This window comes from Sphingomonas sp., from assembly GCF_035490575.1.
Classification (GTDB): domain Bacteria; phylum Pseudomonadota; class Alphaproteobacteria; order Sphingomonadales; family Sphingomonadaceae; genus Sphingomonas.
The window spans coordinates 1-18,988 of the sequence record NZ_DATJLI010000139.1 but is presented as its reverse complement, the minus strand read 5'-3'; the positions used below and the strand labels follow the sequence as shown (position 1 = coordinate 18,988).

The following is an 18,988-nucleotide window of genomic DNA, read 5'->3' as shown; positions in this document are numbered from 1 at the left end:
GCTGGCGAAAGCTGGCGGTATTCATGCCGATCGGCGCGAAGATCCGCTGCTCGACATAATCGTCGAATGGAATGCCGGACACGCGCTGGACGATATAGGCCGCGAGCGCGGTGCCCCAGTTGGAATAGGCGGGCGTCGTTCCCGCCTTGAAAATGCGGCGCGGCACCCACCGCTTCAGATAAGCGTCGAACGGCGGCACGGCGGCCGGATCGTCGCCGATCAAGTCCTTGATCGCTTCTTCGAAGCCAGCCGTGTGCGTCATCAGGTGGCGCATCGTGATCGGCCCGTCAGCACGCCCAGGCAGCGGAAAATCGAGATAGCGGCCGATATCGGCGTCGAGGTCGATGCGGCCCGCCTCAACCTGTTGCATCACCGCGGTCCAGGTGACGAGCTTCGATACCGACCCCGGACGAAACAGCGTGCGTTCGGGATCGACGGGAATGCGCCTGGCGATGTCGGCATAGCCATATCCACGGCCAGCGACGATGCGTCCGTCCCGAACGACATAGACCACCGCGCCGGCAAGGTCCCCCGAATGCAGCGCATAGGGCATGTAACCGTCGAGCCAGGCATTGAGGTCGGTATCGGTCAGACGCTGCTGCCCGATGGGGACAACTGGCGTTTCGGCTGAAATGGTCGCGGGCGGAGAAAGCGGCGGCTGGAGAACCGAGGGCGACTGCGCGCTCGCGCCGCCCGTGAACAGCATCAGCGCCGCCGCCAATATTGGTCTCCACCGCATCTCGTCGCTCCCCGTGATTGCTCCCGTCGTTTCGACCCGATACCATGCGAGAAGTATCGCTCCGACTGGGACAGTGTTATCCTGATTGGAGAATGCGTCAATGGCCTGGAGAAAATGCACATGTCCGCTGAACGGTCCACCCTGGGCACCCTGTTGCGGGCGCTCCGAAGCCGAGAGGGGTGGACGCTCAAACAGATGAGCGAAAAGAGCGGTATTCCGGTATCGACACTATCCAAGGTCGAGCACGACCGCCTGACCCTGAGCTATGACAAACTCCAGTCACTGGCGCAGCGGCTGGGAATGCGGATGTCCGAATTGTTCGCCGAAAATGCCGGTGATACGGGCGCGCCAGTGACGGCGCGTCGAAGCCTGGGCGATATATCGCGATCGGTTCGCGTCGAAACGCCCAACTACGACTATTACTATCTCTGCACCGAGCTTCGCCGGAAACGGATGATCCCCGTGCTCACCAAGATCAGGGCACGATCGGCCGAACAGTTCGGCGATCTGGTCCATCATTCGGGCGAGGAATTCATCTATGTGCTGAGGGGCAAGGTGGTCGTGCAGACCGAATTCTACGATCCGGTCACGCTTGAGGCGGGGCAATCGCTCTATATCGATTCGAGCATGGGTCACGCCTATCTCGCGGCCGAAGGATGTGATGAAGCCGAAGTGCTGGGCGTGATGTCGAGTTCGGAGGAGAACCTGATGGACGCCATGCTCAACCTGCACGAGGAACGGCGTTGAGTTGATCGGCCACAGACGACCGGAATATCCGATCGGGAGGTGGCGAGCCAACGCCCGCCACCTTGCCGGTCCGGCATCCGCCCCGATGTGCGGGCCGCCTTGTCCCGCATCGGACCGACTGGATCGGAAAAAGCGGCGGGGGCCGGACAAGCCCCGGTCAGCAAGCCCCGGTCAGGACGCGTTTCCGATGCCCGCCACTAGAACCGGTATGACAGTCCAAGTCCGCCAGCCGGCTGCCAACGGCGTCCCTCGTCGGTGACAGGACTTTCCGCCGCATCGCCGACGAGATAGCTCGCACCGGCACGCCCGATCACGCCGAAGCGGCGGCTGAACCAGTAGCCGGCCGTCACGCCCGCACCCAGATCCTTGAAACCCGAACCGGGGCGATATGCGGGCAAGCCGCTGGCGGTCGCGGCGGCGGCGTCGATCCCGAAATAGGTGCGCGTATAATCCGCGCTCGCCCAGGTCGTCTGTGCATCGAGCGAAACGAAGAAGTCGGGGGTGCGAACCGCCGCGTAGCTGGTGCCGAGGGTGGCGAGCAAGCCGTCATGCGTATCCGACACGTCATGCACCAGCGACAGTTCGACCTGAAGCGCCCCTTGCCCATATTGACCACCGCCGAACCGATAGCCGACGAAACCGCCCGCCTCGATCGCGGTGCCGATTTCGGGCAGGAGCCCCACCGCCCCATTCGCATCATCACGCGGCAGGCGCGCGCCCACCACCGGCCCGATCGCAAGGCGCGGGTCGGCGGCAAGATCGACCCGCAAACCCTGTCCGCGCAATTGCACCGCCGTTCGACCGATGGTCACTTCACCCATGACGAAGGGCAGCACCCGAACATCATCGGCGCCGTCATATTCGGGGACCGCACCCACGCCGACAGCGACCATCCCGTGGGGAGCGCCGTCCGAAGGCGCCTGCTGGGCATCGGCGGCCGTGTATGGCAGGGCCATGCCGCAGGCCAGGGTGATCGGCAGAAGAATACGCATCTGTGGTCCTTTGTTTTGGATATTCGCGACCACCGGGCGCGTCGCTGGTCGCGCAGGCCGGCGGGTCATTTGACGTGAGACAGGCGAAGTGAGGCAGTCGTCGCGTGGATCGCAGGACGGCGGGCATGGCGGCATCAACCCATCGGGCCGAATGTCACGCCGCCAAGGTCATCAAGCGTGGCCCACAGCCTTGCGGCGAGTTGCCGTTCGTCGGCCTGTTCCGGGATGCCGGCCCAGCCGGGCAGTCCGCCCAGCCCCAGAAACCCGTTCGGGCCATAATATCCGCCCGCCGCCGCTTGTGGCGAGGTTGCCGCATACAGGGTCGGCAAGGCCCCTTGCGCGGGCGGCTGGAACAGGAACGGCATGTAGCGATGATTGCGCCCCTCCAGACTGTCCGGGCCGGGGCCATCCGGCACCAGATTGGTTCGGGCGATGCCGGGATGGGCCGCGATGGTCGCGATGCCCCACCCTTCCGCCACGCCGCGTCGCTGCATCTCGAACGCAAGCAACAGGTTGGCGAGCTTGCTGTTGTCGTAAGCCGCGCCATAGTGATAGTTCCTGACCAGTTGCAGGTCGGCGAAATCGATTGCGCCCATGAACGCGCGACTGCTGGAAACCCAGACGACGCGCGGCGCTTTGCCCGCGCGCAACAGCGGCATCAGCCGGGCGGTCAATGCGAAATGACCGAGCGTGTTCGTGGCAAAGACCCGTTCGAACCCATCGGCGCTAACTTCGCGATTTTTCCGCCCCATGACGCCCGCATTGTTGACGAGGATGTCCAGGCTCCCTCGATCGCCGCGCATCCGCTGCGAAAAGGCGGCGACCGAAGCGAGGTCCGACAGGTCGAGCGGCTCGAAACGGATCAAGGCGCCCGGCACGCTGGCGCGGATGCGCCGGACGGCCTCCTCGCCCCGGTCCTGATTGCGCGACGCGATGGTCACGTCCGCCCCGGCGCGCGCGAGTTCGAGCGCGTCATGAAAGCCCAGCCCGCTGCGATCGCCCACGGGATAGCCGTTGCCACCCGTGACCAGCGCCGAGCGCCCCTGCATCGAAGGGATGTCGGCGGCCGTCCAGTCGGGGATCCTTGGCAATCCCTGTTGCCGCGGGGACATGGGCGGCCGGTTCGCCATGACGGCGGTGCCGCCACCCAGGATCGCCACCCCGATACCCGCCGCGCCGTATCGGACAAGGGAACGACGCGACAATCGCGATCCGGTTGAGGCGGCGGCCGATCCTGTCATGATATGCGCGCTCCCTGCTTGATGACCGCCCGCAAGCTAGAGGAAGTATTCCTCGGCCCGAATGCCGAATGCCTCAATAAACATGCCTATTCTTGTCAGTTGATATGCACCGAGCCGCGGCTGTGTATCTCGCGCGGAAACCGGCATGATTGCAGTCCTGGGCAAGTTATGCGGAGGATTTGGCAACCGCCGCGTCGATCCGCTTCCTATGTTCGGAACCGGCCGCTTCGTGTGAGGAACAGGGTATGAGCGACGACAAGGCGGCGGTCCTGCGTTTTTACGAGGCCGCCGCATCGGGCGATGCCGTTGCGCTCGCCGCGACGGTGCATGAAGATTTTCGTGTCGAGGCGCCCCCGATGCTTCCCTGGGGCGGCGTAACCGAAGGGCGCGATGCAGTGATCGCGAAGATCCTGCCCCAACTCGCCGCCGCGCTGCGGCTCGAAACGCTGAAGATGGCCTCGATCTACGGCGATGGAGGCCAGGTCTTCGTGACCATCACCGCCGATACGATCCTCGGCGAGCCGGTGGTGCTGGGCGAGGATTGGACGCTGAGGGACGGAAAGCCGTCGGCCCTTCGCGTCTACTGGCTCGATCCCCGGCCCGCGATCAGGGCGCTGGCAAGCTGAGAGAGAATGACATGACCGACACCAACAATCGCGGCGCGCTGGCCGTCGCGCAGGACTATGTCCATTTCATCGAAACCCAGGATCGAGACGGCATCGCACGCTTGCTTGCCGATGATGTCGAGCAGATCTTTCCGATCGCCGCCGATGCGACCGGCGAGCCGATGGGTGTTTTTGCCGGGAAGGACGAGGTTCTTGATTATACCTATGGCCTGTTCCGCAAGTTCAGCGGACTTCGCTGGCCGGACCCGGACTGGAGCGAAACCGCCGATGGCCGGCGGGCTTATATGGAAGCAAGGGGCAGCGCGACGGTCACGCATTCGGGCGCGCCCTACAGCAATGTCTATGTCACGCGCTTTGACGTGGAGAACGGACTTATCACGCGCATAACGGAATATGCCAACGCTACACTGTATGTGTCGCTTGGGATCGAGCCGACGCCGACCGAAATAAAGGCGGTGGAGCGAGTTCAGTCGCGCGGTTAGATCAGGCTGGCGCAGCTTGCCCTGCCCGCCCGCCGAGCGACCCGTGGCATCGGCGCAGATAAGCGCGTAAGCGTTTTCATGCGCCGACCATCATCACACACCGCAGGCAACGTCAGCGCCGTCGCGGTTTGCGCCAGGAGAACGCGCATGGATATTTCCGACGAGAGCACCAAGGCGCAGCAACGTCCGGCCCGGGCCGGCCTGCCGGTCACGCGCCGCGACACGCTGCAGGGCAGCGCGGCCCTCGCCCTGATGCCACTGGCGGCAGGCGATGTCGCGAACGCCGCGCAGACGCCCGCGCGCACGGTCCCGGCGGCGGGATTGCGGCTTCGCACCACGGTGAACGGACAGGCCGTCGAACTGGATATCGACGCGCGCAGCTCGCTGCTCGACCTGTTGCGTGAACGGCTGGCGCTGACGGGCGCCAAGAAGGGTTGCGATCACGGGCAGTGCGGCGCGTGCACCGTCCATGTCGACGGCAAGCGCATCGCATCGTGCCTGACGCTGGCCGCCAAGGTCGGGGGGCGCGAAGTGCTGACGATCGAAGGGCTGTCCAACGGCGCGCCGCTGCACCCCATGCAACAGGCGTTCATCGACCATGACGCGCTGCAATGCGGCTATTGCACGCCCGGCCAGATCATGGCCGCGGTCGCGCTGGTGCAGGAGGGCAATGCCACGTCCAAGGATCGCATTCGTGAATATATGAGCGGCAATATCTGTCGCTGCGGCGCCTATGTCGGGATCGTCGCCGCGATCGAGGATGCCGCCGCAAAGATGGGAGCCGCGTGATGCAGCCCTTCACTTATGCCAGCCCCCGTTCCGCCGCCGATGCCGTGGCCGCCTTTGATCGGGCGGGGGACGGCGCCAGCTACATCGCCGGTGGCACGTCGCTGTATGACATGATGAAGCTGGATGTCGCGCGCCCGCGCCACTTGATCGACGTGACCGCAATCGCGGGTCTCGACGCGATCGAGACCGAAGGCGACACGCTGCGTTTCGGGTCGCTTGCCACGATGAGCGATGTCGCCCGGCACGAACGGGTGCTCGCCGATTATCCGGTGCTTGCCGAATCGCTGTGGAAGGCGGCGTCGCAGCAGCTTCGCAACATGGCGACGGTCGGCGGCAACCTGCTCCAGCGCACGCGCTGCATCTATTTCCGCAACGGCACGGGCAATCCCTCCGCCGTGGGGGCCTATCCGTGCAACAAGCGGCAGCCTGGCAGCGGCTGTGCCGCGATCGACGGCCTGGATCGCGGTCAGGCAGTGCTGGGGCAGAGCGAGGCCTGCACCGCCGTCAGCCCCGGCGACTGGCCGGTCGCGCTGACCGCGCTCGACGCGTCGATCGAGCTGCTCGGTCCGCAGGGGCGGCGCGTGCTGCCGATCGGCGAGCTGTATCGCCTGCCGGGAGCGACGCCGCACCTTGAGTTCACCGTCCGACCGGGGGAGATCATCACCGCGATCATGGTGCCGAAAACCGCGGCCGGCCGCCAATCGACCTATCACAAGATCCGCGACCGGGAGAGCTATGCCTTTGCGCTCGCCTCAGCTGCGGTTGCGCTCGACATGAACGGGGCGCGCGTGCGCCGTGCCCATATCGCGCTGGGCGGCGTCGCGACCCGGCCGTGGCGCGCCGATGCCGCCGAACGGTTGCTGGTCGGCCAGCAACTGACGCCGGAAACGGCGCTCGCCGCCGGACGCGCGGCGCTGGCGGGCGCGACGCCCGGCCGCCAGAACGGCTTCAAGATCGAACTCGGCGCACGCACCGTCGCCGATGCATTGATGATCGCTGCGGAAAGGAACGCCTGATGGCCGCTGCCCCCTTTGACGACCGCGCCCGCTTCGATGCGCTGGAGAAGGTGCTGGGCCGCACCGCGTTTACCGCCGACATCCCGTTGCCCGACATGCTTTACGCAATGACCGTGCCCGCCACGATTGCGAAGGGCCGGATCGCGGCGGTTCCGGTCGAGGCGGCGATGGCGGTGCCCGGTGTCGTCCGCGTGCTGACCGCCGCCGATTTCGGCCCGCCCAGCCCCCCGCCAACCGGCGCAAGCGGCTTTGCCGCCGCACCGCCGACGCCGACCATTCTGTCCGACATCGCCTATCGCGGCGCGCCCGTCGCGTTGGTGCTGGCCGACTCGATCGAAGCGGCGATCGCGGGCGCCGAAGCGATCCAGCCGCGCTACGCGCCCGCGCCGACATTCGCCCCGGTCATCACCAGCGACGGGGCCGAACGCGAACCGGCCGAACCCGTCGAGGCAGGTGATGCGTCAACAGCCATGGCGCGCGCGGTCGACAGCGTCGAGGTCGAGTATGAATGCCCGGCCCAGCATCACAATCCCATCGAACTGCTGTCCACCATGGCCGTCTGGTCGAATGGGCGGCTGACCGTTTACGACGCCACCCAGTCGGCGCAGACGACCCGTTCGAACGTGGCGCGTGCGCTGGGCATCGACCCGCAGGTGGTCGATGTGAAGTCGCGCTATGTCGGCGGCGGTTTCGGCCAGAAAGGAACGCCGCAGCGCCAGACGCCGCTGATCGCCCGCGCGGCGATGCTGACCGGTCGCCCGGTCAAGCTGGTGATGCCGCGCGGACAGGTGTTTCACAACGCCACGTTCCGCCCGCTCAGCCGCCACCGGATCAAGATCGGCGCCGATGCCGCGGGCAAGATGGTCGCGATCGAATATGACGCCGATCACCAACAGTCCCGTACGGGCCAGTTTCCGCCCGAATATCATGAAGCGCAGCCCCAAATGTACGGCGTTGCCGATTATCACGGCACGACCGCCAATGTGCGGATCGACACGCAGAATCCCGGCTATATGCGCGCGCCCCATCCACACCCCGCATCGTTCGCGTTTGAAGGCGCGGTTGACGAACTGGCGCTGAAACTGGGGCTGGACCCGGTCGCGTTCCGGCTGGCGCATGACACCACCATCGACCCGGTGACGGGGCGCAAGCTGTCGTCGCGTTTCCTGAACGAATGCATCGCCGAGGGCGCAAAGCGGTTCGGCTGGGACCGCCGCAGCGCCGCGCCGGGATCGATGACGCTCGCCGACGGGACGCAAGTGGGCTTCGGCGTCGGCTGCGGCGCTTATCCGGCGATCACGTCGGCGAACATCGCGACATTGCGGATCGGTGCCGACGGCACGACCCGCTTCGCCGTGTCCGCGCACGAAATGGGCCAGGGCATCCGCACCGTCATTGCCGCGGCGCTGCTGCGCGAACTGGACATCGATGCCGAGCGGCTGGAACTGGTCATCGGCGACACCAGCGTCGTGCCGCAGCACGTCACCGCAGGCTCCTGGGGCACGGCCAGCGCCCTGCCCGCGATCCAGGCGGCAGCGGCCAAGCTGAAGGCGGCAATGATCGAGCTGCTGAACGGGCGCATGGTGTCGGGCAATCTGCACCAGCAACTCGCCACCATCCGCCGCCCCCATCTTCAGGTCGAGGTCTCGACGCTGGCGCCCGGACAGGATGCCAGCGCCTTGCAGGGGCTGCGCGCGGCGGGCTTCGCGCTTGCCGGTCCTGCCTATCCGGCGTTCACCAGCTTCAGCTACATCGCCCATTTCGCCGAAGTGCATGTCGAGCCGCGCACGCGCCGCATCCGGGTGCCCCGCATCGTCAGCGTCGCCGATTGCGGGCGCGTCGTTTCGCCCCGCACCGCCGCCAGCCAGGTGCGCGGCGGCGTGATCTGGGCGATCGGGTCGGCGCTGCGCGAGGAGACCGAAGTCGATCCGCGCTTTGGCGGCTGGCACAATAACGACCTCGCCGATTATGTCGTCCCGGTGAATGCCGATGTCGGAGAGATCGACGTCGCTTTCATCGACCGGCCCGATCCGCTGCTGAACGGCGTTGGCGCCAAGGGGCTGGGCGAAGTGTCGATGGTCGGCGCGGCGGGCGCGATCGGCAACGCCATTTTCCACGCTACCGGACGCCGGTTGCGGCGAATGCCGATCCGCATCGAGCATCTGATCTGACCGCGATGTTTGAAAAGGAGCGGTCCGAACCGAAACCGGGCGCGAGCCGCGCAACCCCATTGTTGCTTCCCGGCCTCGAACGTATCTACGCGCCGGGCCGGATCGTCAGCCACGTTCTTTTACGCATCGCGTTCGGGCTGACGATCGCGACCCATGGGCTGCCGAAACTGACCGGCAGCGCCCATGGATCGATGGCCGATCCATTCGGCGGCTCGGTCAATCTGATCGGCGGCGTTTTGGGACTGCCCTTTGCCACGCAACTCGCCACGTTCGTTGCGCTTCTTGAGACTGTTGGCGGCCTGACGATTGCAATGGGGCTTGCGACGCGATTGTTCGCACCGATGCTCGGCGTGCAGATGCTGGTGATCTGCCTTGCGCTGGGTCCGACCTATCCATGGATCGACCGGGGAATTGAATATCCCATCGTGCTCGGCTTCATCGCGCTGCACCTGTCGATGCATGGGGCCGGTGCATGGTCGCTGGACAGATTGATGGGCCGCGAATTGTAACCCCGCGATGATCGCACCGGCCGGCCGGGGCGAGGCCGTTCGACGGGTCGGGCGCGCACCAGCCCTTCCCGTTCAGGATTCTATCCTATAGGATGGGACTATGCGAAACGAGATCCTGATGCGGAACCTGCACGACGGTGCTCCCACCGAAGGCACGACGCCGCGTTCGCGCGCCACGCGCCCGGCGGCCGGCCCGACGATGGTGCAGCAGGCATATGACCATCTGCTGACCGCGTTGATGACGCTTCAGATCGCGCCCGACGAGCGCATTGCCATCGATCAGGTCGCACGGCGGCTAAACATCTCACAGACCCCGATCCGGGAGGCGTTGAGCCAGCTGGAGGCCGAAAAGCTGGTCTTCAAGATGCCCAATGTCGGCTATCGCGCCAGTCCGCAAATGTCGCGCGACGAGGTTCGCGACCTTTATACGCTTCGCCAGCTGATCGAACCCTATGCCGCCCAGCGCGCGGCCGATGCCATGACACCTGAATCGATCAAGGTTCTGGAAGCAATCGAACGTGACATGTCGGCGATTGTCGAAGGTGACGCCGCCACCTATTCGCGCTTTGCCGAGGCTGATGACCGGCTGCACCGGCTGATTGCGACGCTCAGCGGCAACCGGCTGATCGCCGATACGATCGAACGGCTGCACGCGCATCTGCACATCTTTCGCGCGCTTTACCGCACCAACGCGCCGACCGAAGCCGCCGCCGAACACCGCGCGATCATCGACGCGCTGGTCGCCGGTGAAGGGGAACGGGCGGCGAGTGCGGTTCGCCTGCACCTTGAATCCTCGCAGGAACGCATGGACCGCGTGCTTTCCCGCCTGGAGACCCCGGCCGCCTGACCAACGGCCTTTGCCAAAACAGCGGTTGACAGCGTTGGCCCCGCGCCCTACCCAAATCATATAGGATAGGAAAAAGCCGGAGAGGGCGATGCGGGGAATTGGACGACCCATGATAGGGTTCGCGATGCCGTTGGTGTCGATGGTAGCGGTCGCATGTGTGAGCGCAACCGCTGATGCCGAAACGATCGTCCTTGAACATTTCACATTGATCGACGGGATGGGCCGCCCGCCGCAGCGCGACCAGACACTGGTGCTGGTCGACGGCCGCATCACGGAGGTCGGTCCGGCGGCCGAAGTCAAGGTCCCAAGCGGCGCGACCCGGCAGGACCTGCGCGGCAAATATCTGATGCCCGGCATCATCGATTCGCACGTCCATCTGGGGCTGGTCGATGGGATCGACCAGAACTACACCAAATATTACGACCGCGAGAATATCGAGCAGCAACTAAAGCTCTATGCCGCTTATGGCGTCACCTCGGTCTATACATTGGGCACCGATGGCGACGAGATCCACAACGTCATCGCCGATCAGCGCCGCATCGGCCGGATCGACACGGCGCGGGCGTTTACCGCCGGACGCGGCGTGGTTTACAAGGGCAGCTATGGCGGCGTGCCGGGGCTTGAGCAGCAAGTATCCACCCCTGCCGAAACACAGGCGATGGTCCGCCGTGAAGTCGCCAAGGGCGATGATTTCGTGAAACTTTGGATGGATGACGAGTTCGGCGACATCGCCGAGCGGATGCCCTATCCGATCAGCAAGGCCGCGATCGACACCGCGCACGAACTGGGCAAGAAAGCGGTCGCCCACATCTTCTATCAGGAAAATGCCGCGACCCTGGTCGACCAGGGCGTCGACGGCTTCATGCATCAGGTGCGCGACGGCGCGCTGAACCCGTCGCTGGCTTCAAAGATGAAGGCGGGCGATGTGTGGCAGATCGCCTCGACACTCAGCCGTGAGGCGTCCTTCACCTACAAGTTGCTGCCATTTGTCGACGATCCCTTCTTCTCGCGCGGTGTCGCGCCCGCGACGATCGCGGCGCTGAAAAGCCCCGAGCGGCAGCAGCGGCTGGCAAGCGGCCCGCATTTCGCGAAATATCCCGAGGTGCTGACCAAGGCGATGGCCAATTTCGGCGCCATGGCAAAGGCCGGCGTCCAATATGGCATGGGCACCGACAGCGGCCCGACCGCGCGCTTTCCCGGCTATTTCGCGCATTGGGAACTCGAACTGATGGTCAAGTCCGGAATCACGCCACTTCAGGCGCTGACCGCCGCGACAGGCACCAATGCCCGGTTCCTCAACGCGCGTGACATCGGCACGGTAGAGCCGGGCAAATGGGGTGACCTGCTGGTGCTCGACCGCGATCCGACCGCCGATATCCGCAACACGCGGTCGATCCATGCGGTTTATGTCGCCGGGCGCAAGATGCCGACGATCTGGCAGACCTGCACCGGCCGCCCCGCCGACGCTTGCGGCGCGGCACCCAAATGATCGACGCCGCCGCTGCCGCCGATCGCGGCCCCGCACCGCCCGGAATGCGCCCGACCCGTTCGCGCCACGTCGTCCTGTGGCTGACGGTGCTCGCCTATCTCATCACCTATATGGACCGAGTGGTCATCGCGACCGCCGCGCCGTCGATCCAGGCCGAATTCGGCTTCTCGCTCGTCACGATGGGCTGGATCTTTGCGTCGTTCCAGATCGCCTATGCCCTGTTCCAGATCCCCGGCGGCTGGCTGGGCGACCGCTTCGGTCCGCGCCGCGCGTTAACGGGCGTGGTGCTGTGGTGGTCGACCTTTACCGCCGCCACCGCGATGACCTGGTCGGCGGGTTCGATGATGGTGTCTCGCTTCCTGTTCGGCATGGGCGAGGCGGGCGCGTTTCCGATCGCCACGCGCAGCCTGTCACGCTGGATGCTGCCGTCGGAGCGCGGCTGGGCGCAGGGGCTGACCCATGCGGGCGCGCGGCTGGGCGGCGCGGTGACGCCGGTGTTCGTCGCGCTGTTGATCGTCAGCTTTGGCTGGCGGTTGCCCTTCGTGCTGTTCGCACTGGTGGGCGTGGCATGGGCCGGCTTGTGGTTCTGGTATTACCGCGACACGCCGCGCGAACACGCATCGGTCAATGCCGCCGAGCTTGAAATGATCGAAGCCGCGCTGGGCAAGGGGAAGGCACGCGTAAAGGTGCCCTGGAAAGTGCTGCTGGCACAGCCGCAGCTGTGGACGCTGTCGGCGATGTATTTCTGTTATGCCTATTGCATCAACATCTTCCTGACCTGGTTCCCCAAATATCTGCACGACGCACGCGGTTACGACATCGCGGTCATGGGCCTGTTCGCCAGTATGCCGTTGATGGCGGGCGTGGTCGGCGACCTGGCGGGCGGCTGGTTCTCCGACAGGCTGGTGCGGCGCGGCGCGGGACTGAAGATGGCGCGCCGTTCGGTCGCGATCACCGGCTTCCTGATCGCCGCGGCAATGATCCCGCTGGCCGCGGCGCTCGCCGATCCCATTCCCAGCATCCTGTGCTTTTGCGTGGCGCTGTTCGGCCTTGAGCTGACAGTCGGCGTGTCCTGGGCCGTGACGCTGGACATTGGCGGCGAATATGCCGGCTCGGTATCGGCGGTGATGAACACGCTGGGCAATATCGGCGCGGCGATCGCGGCGGCGGTAACGGGCTATATCGTCGCGGCAAGCGGCTGGTTCGCTGCATTCGCGGTGCTGGCGGTGCTGTGCGTGATCGCTGCGGTGCTGTTCCTGCGGATCGACGCTTCACGCCCCCTTCATGTCGAAAATGGGAGTGTCACGGCATGAGTGAGCGCACCACCACCGATCGTCGCACCCTGCTGAAAATGGCCGGGCTGGGCGTGGGCGCCGCCGCCGTGCCTGCCACCGTTGCAGCCCAGCAGACCGATCCCATCCCGCAGGTCGGCGCGGCCCCGGTTCCGGCCCCGCCCGCGCCGCCCAGCAGCCACGACATGTCGGCGCACGCCGCGCCCGCCCCCACCGGCGAAGCGCCGCCCGCTGGCTATATCTTTCTCGACACCGAAGAGGCGGCCTTTATCGAGACCTTTGTCGACACGCTGATCCCGGCCGACGAATTGTCGGCAAGCGGCACCGAACTGGGCGTCGCCGCCTTTATCGATCGCCAGCTTTATTCGGGCTGGGGGCGCGGCAATCACATGTATCTGCAGGGTCCGTTTCGGGAAGGCACCCCCGAACAGGGCTATCAACTGGCGCTGGCGCCCGCCGATGTCGTGCGGCTGGGCATTGCCGATGTGAACGCCTGGGTCCGCAAGGCACATGCCGACAACAGCTTCGACACGGTGGATGATGCCGTCCGCGTCGAGATCGTCACCGCGTTGGAAGCGGACAGGATCGCCCTCGACGCCGTGCCTACGCGCGTCTTCTTCAACATGTTGTTCCAACTGGCGATGGACGGCTTCTTTTCCGATCCGATCTATGGCGGCAACCGCGGCAAGGCGTCGTGGAAACTGCTGGGCTATCCGGGCGTCGGAGAGATGTATTCGGACAAGATCGCCGAATGGCGCAACAAGCCGTTCCGGGTCGAGGAACCGCTTTCGATCCAGGACATGAGCTGATGGCTACCCGTCTCCCCCCCGTCGACGTGGTGATCGTCGGCTCCGGCTGGACCGGCGGCATCGCGGCCAAGGAACTCGCGCCCACCGGTCTCAAGGTGGTGATGCTGGAACGCGGCAAGTTTCAGGATACCAGCCCCGATTTCGCCGCGCCGCAATCGCATGACGCGCTGAAATATTCGCGACGGCTGGATCTGGCGCAGGACCTGTCGAAGGAAACGATCACGTTCCGCAACGACATGAGCCAGACCGCGCTGCCGATGCGGCAATATGGCTTTTTCATCCCCGGCTCGGGCCTTGGCGGGTCGGGCGCGCACTGGTCGGGCCTGACCTGGCGCTGGGGTGAGTGGGAGCACCGGATGCTGTCCGGCACGGTCGATAAATATGGCCGTTCGCTGATCCCCCAGGACATGAACCTTCAGGACTGGCCGATCAGCTATCAGGACATCGAACCCTATTACGACAAGTTCGAGAAGGTTTGCGGCGTGTCGGGCAAGGCGGGCAATCTGCGCGGCAAGATCCAGCAGGGCGGCAACCCGTTCGAAGCGCCGCGCAGCAGCGAATTTCCGCTGCCCCCGATGACGCCGTCGCAAAGCATGACGATGTTCGAGGCCGCGACCAAGCGGCTGGGTTACCACCCCTTCCCCATTCCGGCCGCGAATTGTTCGGACAATTACGTTAATCCCGACGGCATCGCGCTGGGACAATGCCATTATTGCGGCCACTGCACCAATTACGGGTGCGAAGCGAATGCCAAGGCCAGCCCGCATTTCACGATGATGCCGCTGGCGCGCAAGAACAGCGATTTCGAGCTTCGCACCAATTCGATGGTGCTCAAGGTCAATCTGGACAGCACCGGCAAGCGTGCGACCGGCGTGACCTATGCCGATGCGCGCGGGCGCGAGTTTGAACAGCCCGCCGATCTGGTCATTCTGGGCGCGTTCGTGACCGGCAATGTCCAGTTGATGCTGCATTCGGGCATCGGCACGCCCTATGATCCGAAAAGCAATACCGGCGTTGTCGGCCGCAACTATGCCTATCAAAGCCTGGGCGGCGCGCGGGTCGCAATTGATCGCGATACGTTCATGAACCCGTTCATGGGATCGGGCGCGCTCGGCACCTGGATCGATGATTTCGCCAGCGACAATTTCGATTTCGCAAAGGCCGGGTTCATCGGCGGCGCGGGGATCAGCGCGGGGCAGAACAGCGGCGATCCGCTGACCTATCACCCCACGCCCGGCGGTGCACCGCGCTGGGGCGCGGGCTGGAAAAAGGCGATGGCCGACCAGTATCAGCACACGATGGGCGTAGGTTTCCAGGGCGCGGTCATGTCCTATCGCCAGAACTACCTCGATCTTGACCCCACCTATCGCGACGCATGGGGCCGCCCGCTGCTGCGCCTGACGTTCGACTGGCAATCGAACGAGAACAAGGTCATGGCCGCCACCTTTGCCCGGTGCCAGCAGATTGCCGCCGAAATCAGCGGCAAGGAACCGGCGACCGCCACGCCCGGCCGGGCCATGGCGGGACGCCGTTTCTCGTCGGTGCCCTATCAAACCTCGCACAATACCGGTGGCGCGGTATTCGGCGATGACCCGCGCACCAGCGCGGTCAACAAATATTGCCAGTCCTGGGATGTTCCCAACGTGTTCGTGCTGGGCGCCAGCGCCCTGCCCCAGAATGCGGCGCGCAATCCGACGGGTCCGGTCGGCGCCCTTGCATTCTGGGCTGCGGACGCGATTGTTAACAGGTATCTGAAACGCCCGGAACGGCTTGTGTAGAGAGTAGGAGATTGGAAATGGTTCGGAACTGGATCGTCGGAACCGGTGTGATGATCGCGGGACTTGGCGCGGTGGCAGCGATTGCCGCACCGCCCGCCCCCGCCGCGCAGGGTGATGCCGCAAAGGGCAAGACAACCTTTGCACGTTGTGCCGCGTGCCATTCGGTCGTGCCCGGCAAGAAGGGCATCGGTCCCAGCCTGGCCGGGATTGTCGGGCGCAAGGCCGGCACCGTGCCCGGTTATCGTTATTCGCCCGCAATGGCGAAGTCGGGCCTGACCTGGGACGACGCCACCATCGCGCGCTTCATCGCCGGCCCTTCAAAGGTCGTGCCCGGCACCAAAATGATGGCACCGCCCATTACCAACCCCCAGGATCAGGCGAACATCATCGCCTATCTCAAGACAACGGGAAGCAAGTGACCGAAATCACCTCTTTTTTCGGCGCTGCGCGCCTGCCGCGAGCGATCCTGTTCGGTCGCGGCCAGCGCGGCGCCATCGGCTCGACCAGCGCGCGGATCGGACGCCGCGCGCTGATCGTTACCGACGAACGCCAGGCGGCCCAGCCTGAGTTCGCGGCGATCATGGCCGATCTGGCCGCGCACGGCGTCGAAACCCAGGTATTCGACCGGGTGATCCCCGACCTGCCGGTTTCGGCAATCGACGCCTGTGTCGCGCCGGCGCGCGCATTCGGCCCCGATGTCGTGATCGCCATCGGCGGCGGCAGCGCGATGGACCACGCCAAGGTCGCGGCGGTGCTGCTGACCCATGGCGGCGAAGTCAGCGATTATTATGGCGAGTTTGCGGTGCCCGGCCCCGTGCTGCCGCTGATCGCGGTGCCGACGACGGCGGGCACGGGTTCCGAAGTCACGCCCGTCGCGGTCGTCTCCGACGAAGCGCGCAGGACCAAGATTGGCATCGCCAGCCCCTATCTGATCCCACAGGTCGCGATCTGCGATCCCGAACTGACCGCGACCTGTCCCCCTGGACTGACGGCGGTGTCGGGCGCCGATGCGCTGACCCATGCCATCGAATCCTTCACCACTGCGCCGCGCGCGGGCGACGCCATGCTGACCGAGGAGCATGTGTTCGTCGGCAAGAATGTGCTGTCGGACCATTTCGCCAGGCTGGCGGTCGCTAACTTGTTCAAATATCTCGAACGGGCATGGCGCGACGGCAGCGACATGGAAGCGCGCGAGGGCGTCATGCTCGCTTCGCTGACCGCCGGTTGCGCGTTCGGCACGGCGGGCACGGCGGCGGCCCATGCGCTGCAATATCCGATCGGCAATTTGACCCATACGCCGCACGGTGCGGGCGTCGCGGCGCTGATGCCGTTCGTGATGCAGTATAACCGCCCCGCCTGTGCCGAAGCCTTCGCCGAACTGGCGACGCTGATCGGTCTGCCCGACGGCAGCGTCGAGCAACGCTCTCAGGCATTTATCGAAGCGGTCGCTGATCTGATGGGGGCGATCCGCATCCCCGCCTCGCTCGCCGAACTGGGCCTGGCCGAGGATCAACAGGAATATGTCGCCGAACATTCGCTGAATGCCGCGCGGCTCATCAAGAACAATCCCCGCCCGCTCGACCTTGACGCAATGCGGGCGATCACACGCGCGGCCTATGCGGGCGAGCGCGAGCAACTTATCGCCATCTGAACGGGACACGACCCATGACCGTCAACAGCTTTCAACCGGCAGCGATGTCGGGACCCTTTGCCATACCCACCGACCTGCTGGTCGGCGACCGCTGGATACCATCCGCCAGCGGCAAGCGCATCGACGTGATCGACCCCGGTTCGGGGGATGTCCTGACCGACATTGCCGATGCAGACGTCGATGAAGGAATTGCTGCCGTCGATGCCGCGCACGCCGCGTCGGCAGACTGGGCCACGACGCCGCCGCGCAAGCGTGCCGAGATCCTGCTGGCGTGCTTTCATGGCATCATGGCCGAACAGGAATGGCTGGCCCACCTGATCTCGCTGGAAAACGGCAAGGCGCTGACCGATGCGCGCGGCGAAGTCGCCTATGCCGCCGAATTCTTCCGCTGGTATGCCGAAGAGGCGGTTCGCATCAACGGCGAACTGGGCCTGTCGCCATCGGGGGCGAACAAGATCATGGTTCAGTATCAGCCGATCGGCATCGCGCTGCTCATCACACCGTGGAACTTCCCCGCCGCGATGGCGACGCGCAAGATCGCGCCCGCGCTGGCGGCCGGATGCACCTGCATCCTGAAACCGGCGGAGGAGACGCCGCTCACTGCCCTGGCGGTGGCCGAGATCATGCGTCGCGCGGGCGTGCCGGCGGGCGTCATCAACGTCATCAACACCAGCGACCCCGGCCCGGTTTGCAGCGCGATGCTGCACGATCCGCGCGTGCGGAAATTGTCGTTCACCGGATCGACCGAGGTCGGTCGCATCCTGCTGCGTGGAGCCGCCGATCAGGTCATCAGTTCATCGATGGAACTGGGCGGCAACGCCCCCTTCCTCGTGCTCGACGACGCCGATCTGGACGAAGCGATCGAAGGCGCGATGGTCGCCAAGATGCGAAACGCCGGCGAGGCCTGCACCGCCGCCAACCGTTTCTATGTCCAGCGCGGCATTCATGACGCTTTCGTCGCGAAGCTGTGCGAACGCATGGGCGCGCTCAGCGTCGGCAAGGGCACCGATGCCGACACCCAGTGCGGGGCGATGATTAACCGCGATTCGATCGACAAGATCGAACGACTGGTCGCCGATGCCGTGGGTCGCGGCGGCGAAATCCGGCTGGGTGGCGAAACGCTCGATCGGCCTGGCTTCTTCTATCCGCCATCGGTCATCGCCAATGTTCAGCCGGGGTCTGAGATCCTGGCGACCGAAGTGTTCGGCCCCGTCGCGGCGGTCATTCCATTCGATGACGTCGAACAGGCGGTCGAACTGGCTAACGCGACCGAATATGGCCTTGCCGCCTATGTCTATACCGGCGACCTGAAGCGCGGGCTGCAACTGGCCGAGCGGATCGAATGCGGCATGGTCGCGGTCAATCGCGGGCTGGTGTCCGACGCGGCGGCTCCGTTCGGTGGCATGAAGCAGAGCGGCCTTGGTCGCGAAGGCTCGCACCACGGCCTGCTCGAATATTGCGAAGCGAAATATATCGCCGTCAGCTGGTGATGAATATGTCCCCCCGGCCACGCGCCGGGGGGATCGCTCAACGACCCTGCCAGTCGGGGACGCGCTTGGTCTTGGCAAGGAAGTCGGCGACGCCGCGCTGGAAATCGGCGCTGCCGTAAACCTGACCGATCAGCGCCTCGATCTGGGGCAGTTCATCGAACGTCATGCGGCGGATCGTCTCCTTGGTCGTCCGCGTGGTCAGCGGCGCATTTTCGGCCGCCCGCGCGCACAATGCCGCCAGTTCGGCGTCCATCGCATCGCGCTCCACCAGCTTGAGCAGGAAACCGCTGGCCAGCAGTTGTTCGGCGGTCAGCATTTCG

18 protein-coding genes and 1 pseudogene are annotated in these 18,988 nt (G+C 65.3%); 15 read left to right on the top strand and 4 right to left on the bottom strand.

Going from position 1 to position 18,988, the window contains the following annotated elements; translation table 11 throughout:
* A partial coding sequence (locus tag VL973_RS10385; protein WP_325283948.1) for a serine hydrolase domain-containing protein occupies nucleotides 1-739 on the bottom strand: 739 nt, incomplete at its 3' end.
* Nucleotides 740-859: 120 nt separating this feature from the next.
* Between VL973_RS10385 and VL973_RS10380 the strand changes: the two genes are divergently transcribed.
* Nucleotides 860-1,486: a helix-turn-helix domain-containing protein gene (locus VL973_RS10380; protein ID WP_325283947.1), complete on the top strand. Its 627-nt coding sequence runs from the start codon at nucleotides 860-862 to the stop codon at nucleotides 1,484-1,486.
* Between the two features lie 197 nt (nucleotides 1,487-1,683).
* Here VL973_RS10380 and VL973_RS10375 read toward each other — a convergent pair whose 3' ends face one another.
* Both VL973_RS10375 and VL973_RS10370 read right to left on the bottom strand, forming a co-directional pair.
* Nucleotides 1,684-2,478, bottom strand: a complete 795-nt coding sequence (locus VL973_RS10375) for a MipA/OmpV family protein (RefSeq protein WP_325283946.1) — start codon at nucleotides 2,476-2,478, stop codon at nucleotides 1,684-1,686.
* A gap of 134 nt (nucleotides 2,479-2,612) precedes the next feature.
* Nucleotides 2,613-3,683: an SDR family oxidoreductase gene (locus tag VL973_RS10370; RefSeq protein WP_325283945.1), complete on the bottom strand. Its 1,071-nt coding sequence runs from the start codon at nucleotides 3,681-3,683 to the stop codon at nucleotides 2,613-2,615.
* 281 nt (nucleotides 3,684-3,964) lie between these two features.
* Between VL973_RS10370 and VL973_RS10365 the strand changes: the two genes are divergently transcribed.
* The 14 genes from VL973_RS10365 to VL973_RS10300 all read left to right on the top strand — a co-directional run bounded on the left by VL973_RS10365 (nucleotide 3,965) and on the right by VL973_RS10300 (nucleotide 18,668).
* A complete protein-coding gene (locus VL973_RS10365) occupies nucleotides 3,965-4,345 on the top strand; it encodes a nuclear transport factor 2 family protein (RefSeq protein WP_325283944.1) in 381 nt (126 codons plus the stop codon).
* An 11-nt stretch (nucleotides 4,346-4,356) separates the two neighbouring features.
* Complete coding sequence (locus VL973_RS10360; RefSeq protein WP_325283943.1) at nucleotides 4,357-4,827, top strand: nuclear transport factor 2 family protein; 471 nt, start codon at nucleotides 4,357-4,359, stop codon at nucleotides 4,825-4,827.
* A gap of 147 nt (nucleotides 4,828-4,974) precedes the next feature.
* Nucleotides 4,975-5,616, top strand: a complete 642-nt coding sequence (locus VL973_RS10355; protein WP_325283942.1) for a (2Fe-2S)-binding protein — start codon at nucleotides 4,975-4,977, stop codon at nucleotides 5,614-5,616.
* Complete coding sequence (locus tag VL973_RS10350; protein ID WP_325283949.1) at nucleotides 5,616-6,632, top strand: FAD binding domain-containing protein; 1,017 nt, start codon at nucleotides 5,616-5,618, stop codon at nucleotides 6,630-6,632. Before VL973_RS10355 ends, VL973_RS10350 begins: the two co-directional genes overlap by 1 nt.
* Nucleotides 6,632-8,803: a xanthine dehydrogenase family protein molybdopterin-binding subunit gene (locus VL973_RS10345; RefSeq protein WP_325283941.1), complete on the top strand. Its 2,172-nt coding sequence runs from the start codon at nucleotides 6,632-6,634 to the stop codon at nucleotides 8,801-8,803. The genes VL973_RS10350 and VL973_RS10345 overlap by 1 nt, the downstream gene beginning before the upstream one ends.
* A 59-nt stretch (nucleotides 8,804-8,862) precedes the next feature.
* A complete protein-coding gene (locus VL973_RS10340) occupies nucleotides 8,863-9,312 on the top strand; it encodes a DoxX family protein (RefSeq protein ID WP_325283940.1) in 450 nt (149 codons plus the stop codon).
* Nucleotides 9,313-9,412: 100 nt separating this feature from the next.
* Entirely contained in the window at nucleotides 9,413-10,159 is a 747-nt protein-coding gene (locus VL973_RS10335) for a GntR family transcriptional regulator (protein ID WP_325283939.1), read from the top strand.
* Nucleotides 10,160-10,316: 157 nt separating this feature from the next.
* Entirely contained in the window at nucleotides 10,317-11,648 is a 1,332-nt protein-coding gene (locus VL973_RS10330) for an amidohydrolase family protein (protein ID WP_325283938.1), read from the top strand.
* Nucleotides 11,645-12,961 (top strand): MFS transporter, encoded by a 1,317-nt coding sequence (locus VL973_RS10325; RefSeq protein WP_325283937.1) that lies wholly within the window; start codon nucleotides 11,645-11,647, stop codon nucleotides 12,959-12,961. Before VL973_RS10330 ends, VL973_RS10325 begins: the two co-directional genes overlap by 4 nt.
* On the top strand, nucleotides 12,958-13,749 hold the full coding sequence (locus VL973_RS10320) for a gluconate 2-dehydrogenase subunit 3 family protein (protein WP_325283936.1): 792 nt from the start codon (nucleotides 12,958-12,960) through the stop codon (nucleotides 13,747-13,749). The genes VL973_RS10325 and VL973_RS10320 overlap by 4 nt, the downstream gene beginning before the upstream one ends.
* On the top strand, nucleotides 13,749-15,527 hold the full coding sequence (locus tag VL973_RS10315; RefSeq protein ID WP_325283935.1) for a GMC family oxidoreductase: 1,779 nt from the start codon (nucleotides 13,749-13,751) through the stop codon (nucleotides 15,525-15,527). Before VL973_RS10320 ends, VL973_RS10315 begins: the two co-directional genes overlap by 1 nt.
* Nucleotides 15,528-15,544: 17 nt before the next feature.
* The gene (locus tag VL973_RS10310) at nucleotides 15,545-15,946 is read left to right on the top strand and encodes a c-type cytochrome (protein ID WP_325283934.1); all 402 of its coding nucleotides are present in this window, start codon (nucleotides 15,545-15,547) and stop codon (nucleotides 15,944-15,946) included.
* Complete coding sequence (locus VL973_RS10305; RefSeq protein WP_325283933.1) at nucleotides 15,943-17,178, top strand: iron-containing alcohol dehydrogenase; 1,236 nt, start codon at nucleotides 15,943-15,945, stop codon at nucleotides 17,176-17,178. The genes VL973_RS10310 and VL973_RS10305 overlap by 4 nt, the downstream gene beginning before the upstream one ends.
* 14 nt (nucleotides 17,179-17,192) lie before the next feature.
* Nucleotides 17,193-18,668, top strand: a complete 1,476-nt coding sequence (locus VL973_RS10300; protein ID WP_325283932.1) for an NAD-dependent succinate-semialdehyde dehydrogenase — start codon at nucleotides 17,193-17,195, stop codon at nucleotides 18,666-18,668.
* A 37-nt stretch (nucleotides 18,669-18,705) separates the two neighbouring features.
* Here VL973_RS10300 and VL973_RS10295 read toward each other — a convergent pair.
* Nucleotides 18,706-18,988, bottom strand: a pseudogene (locus tag VL973_RS10295) (enoyl-CoA hydratase); the annotation flags it as partial.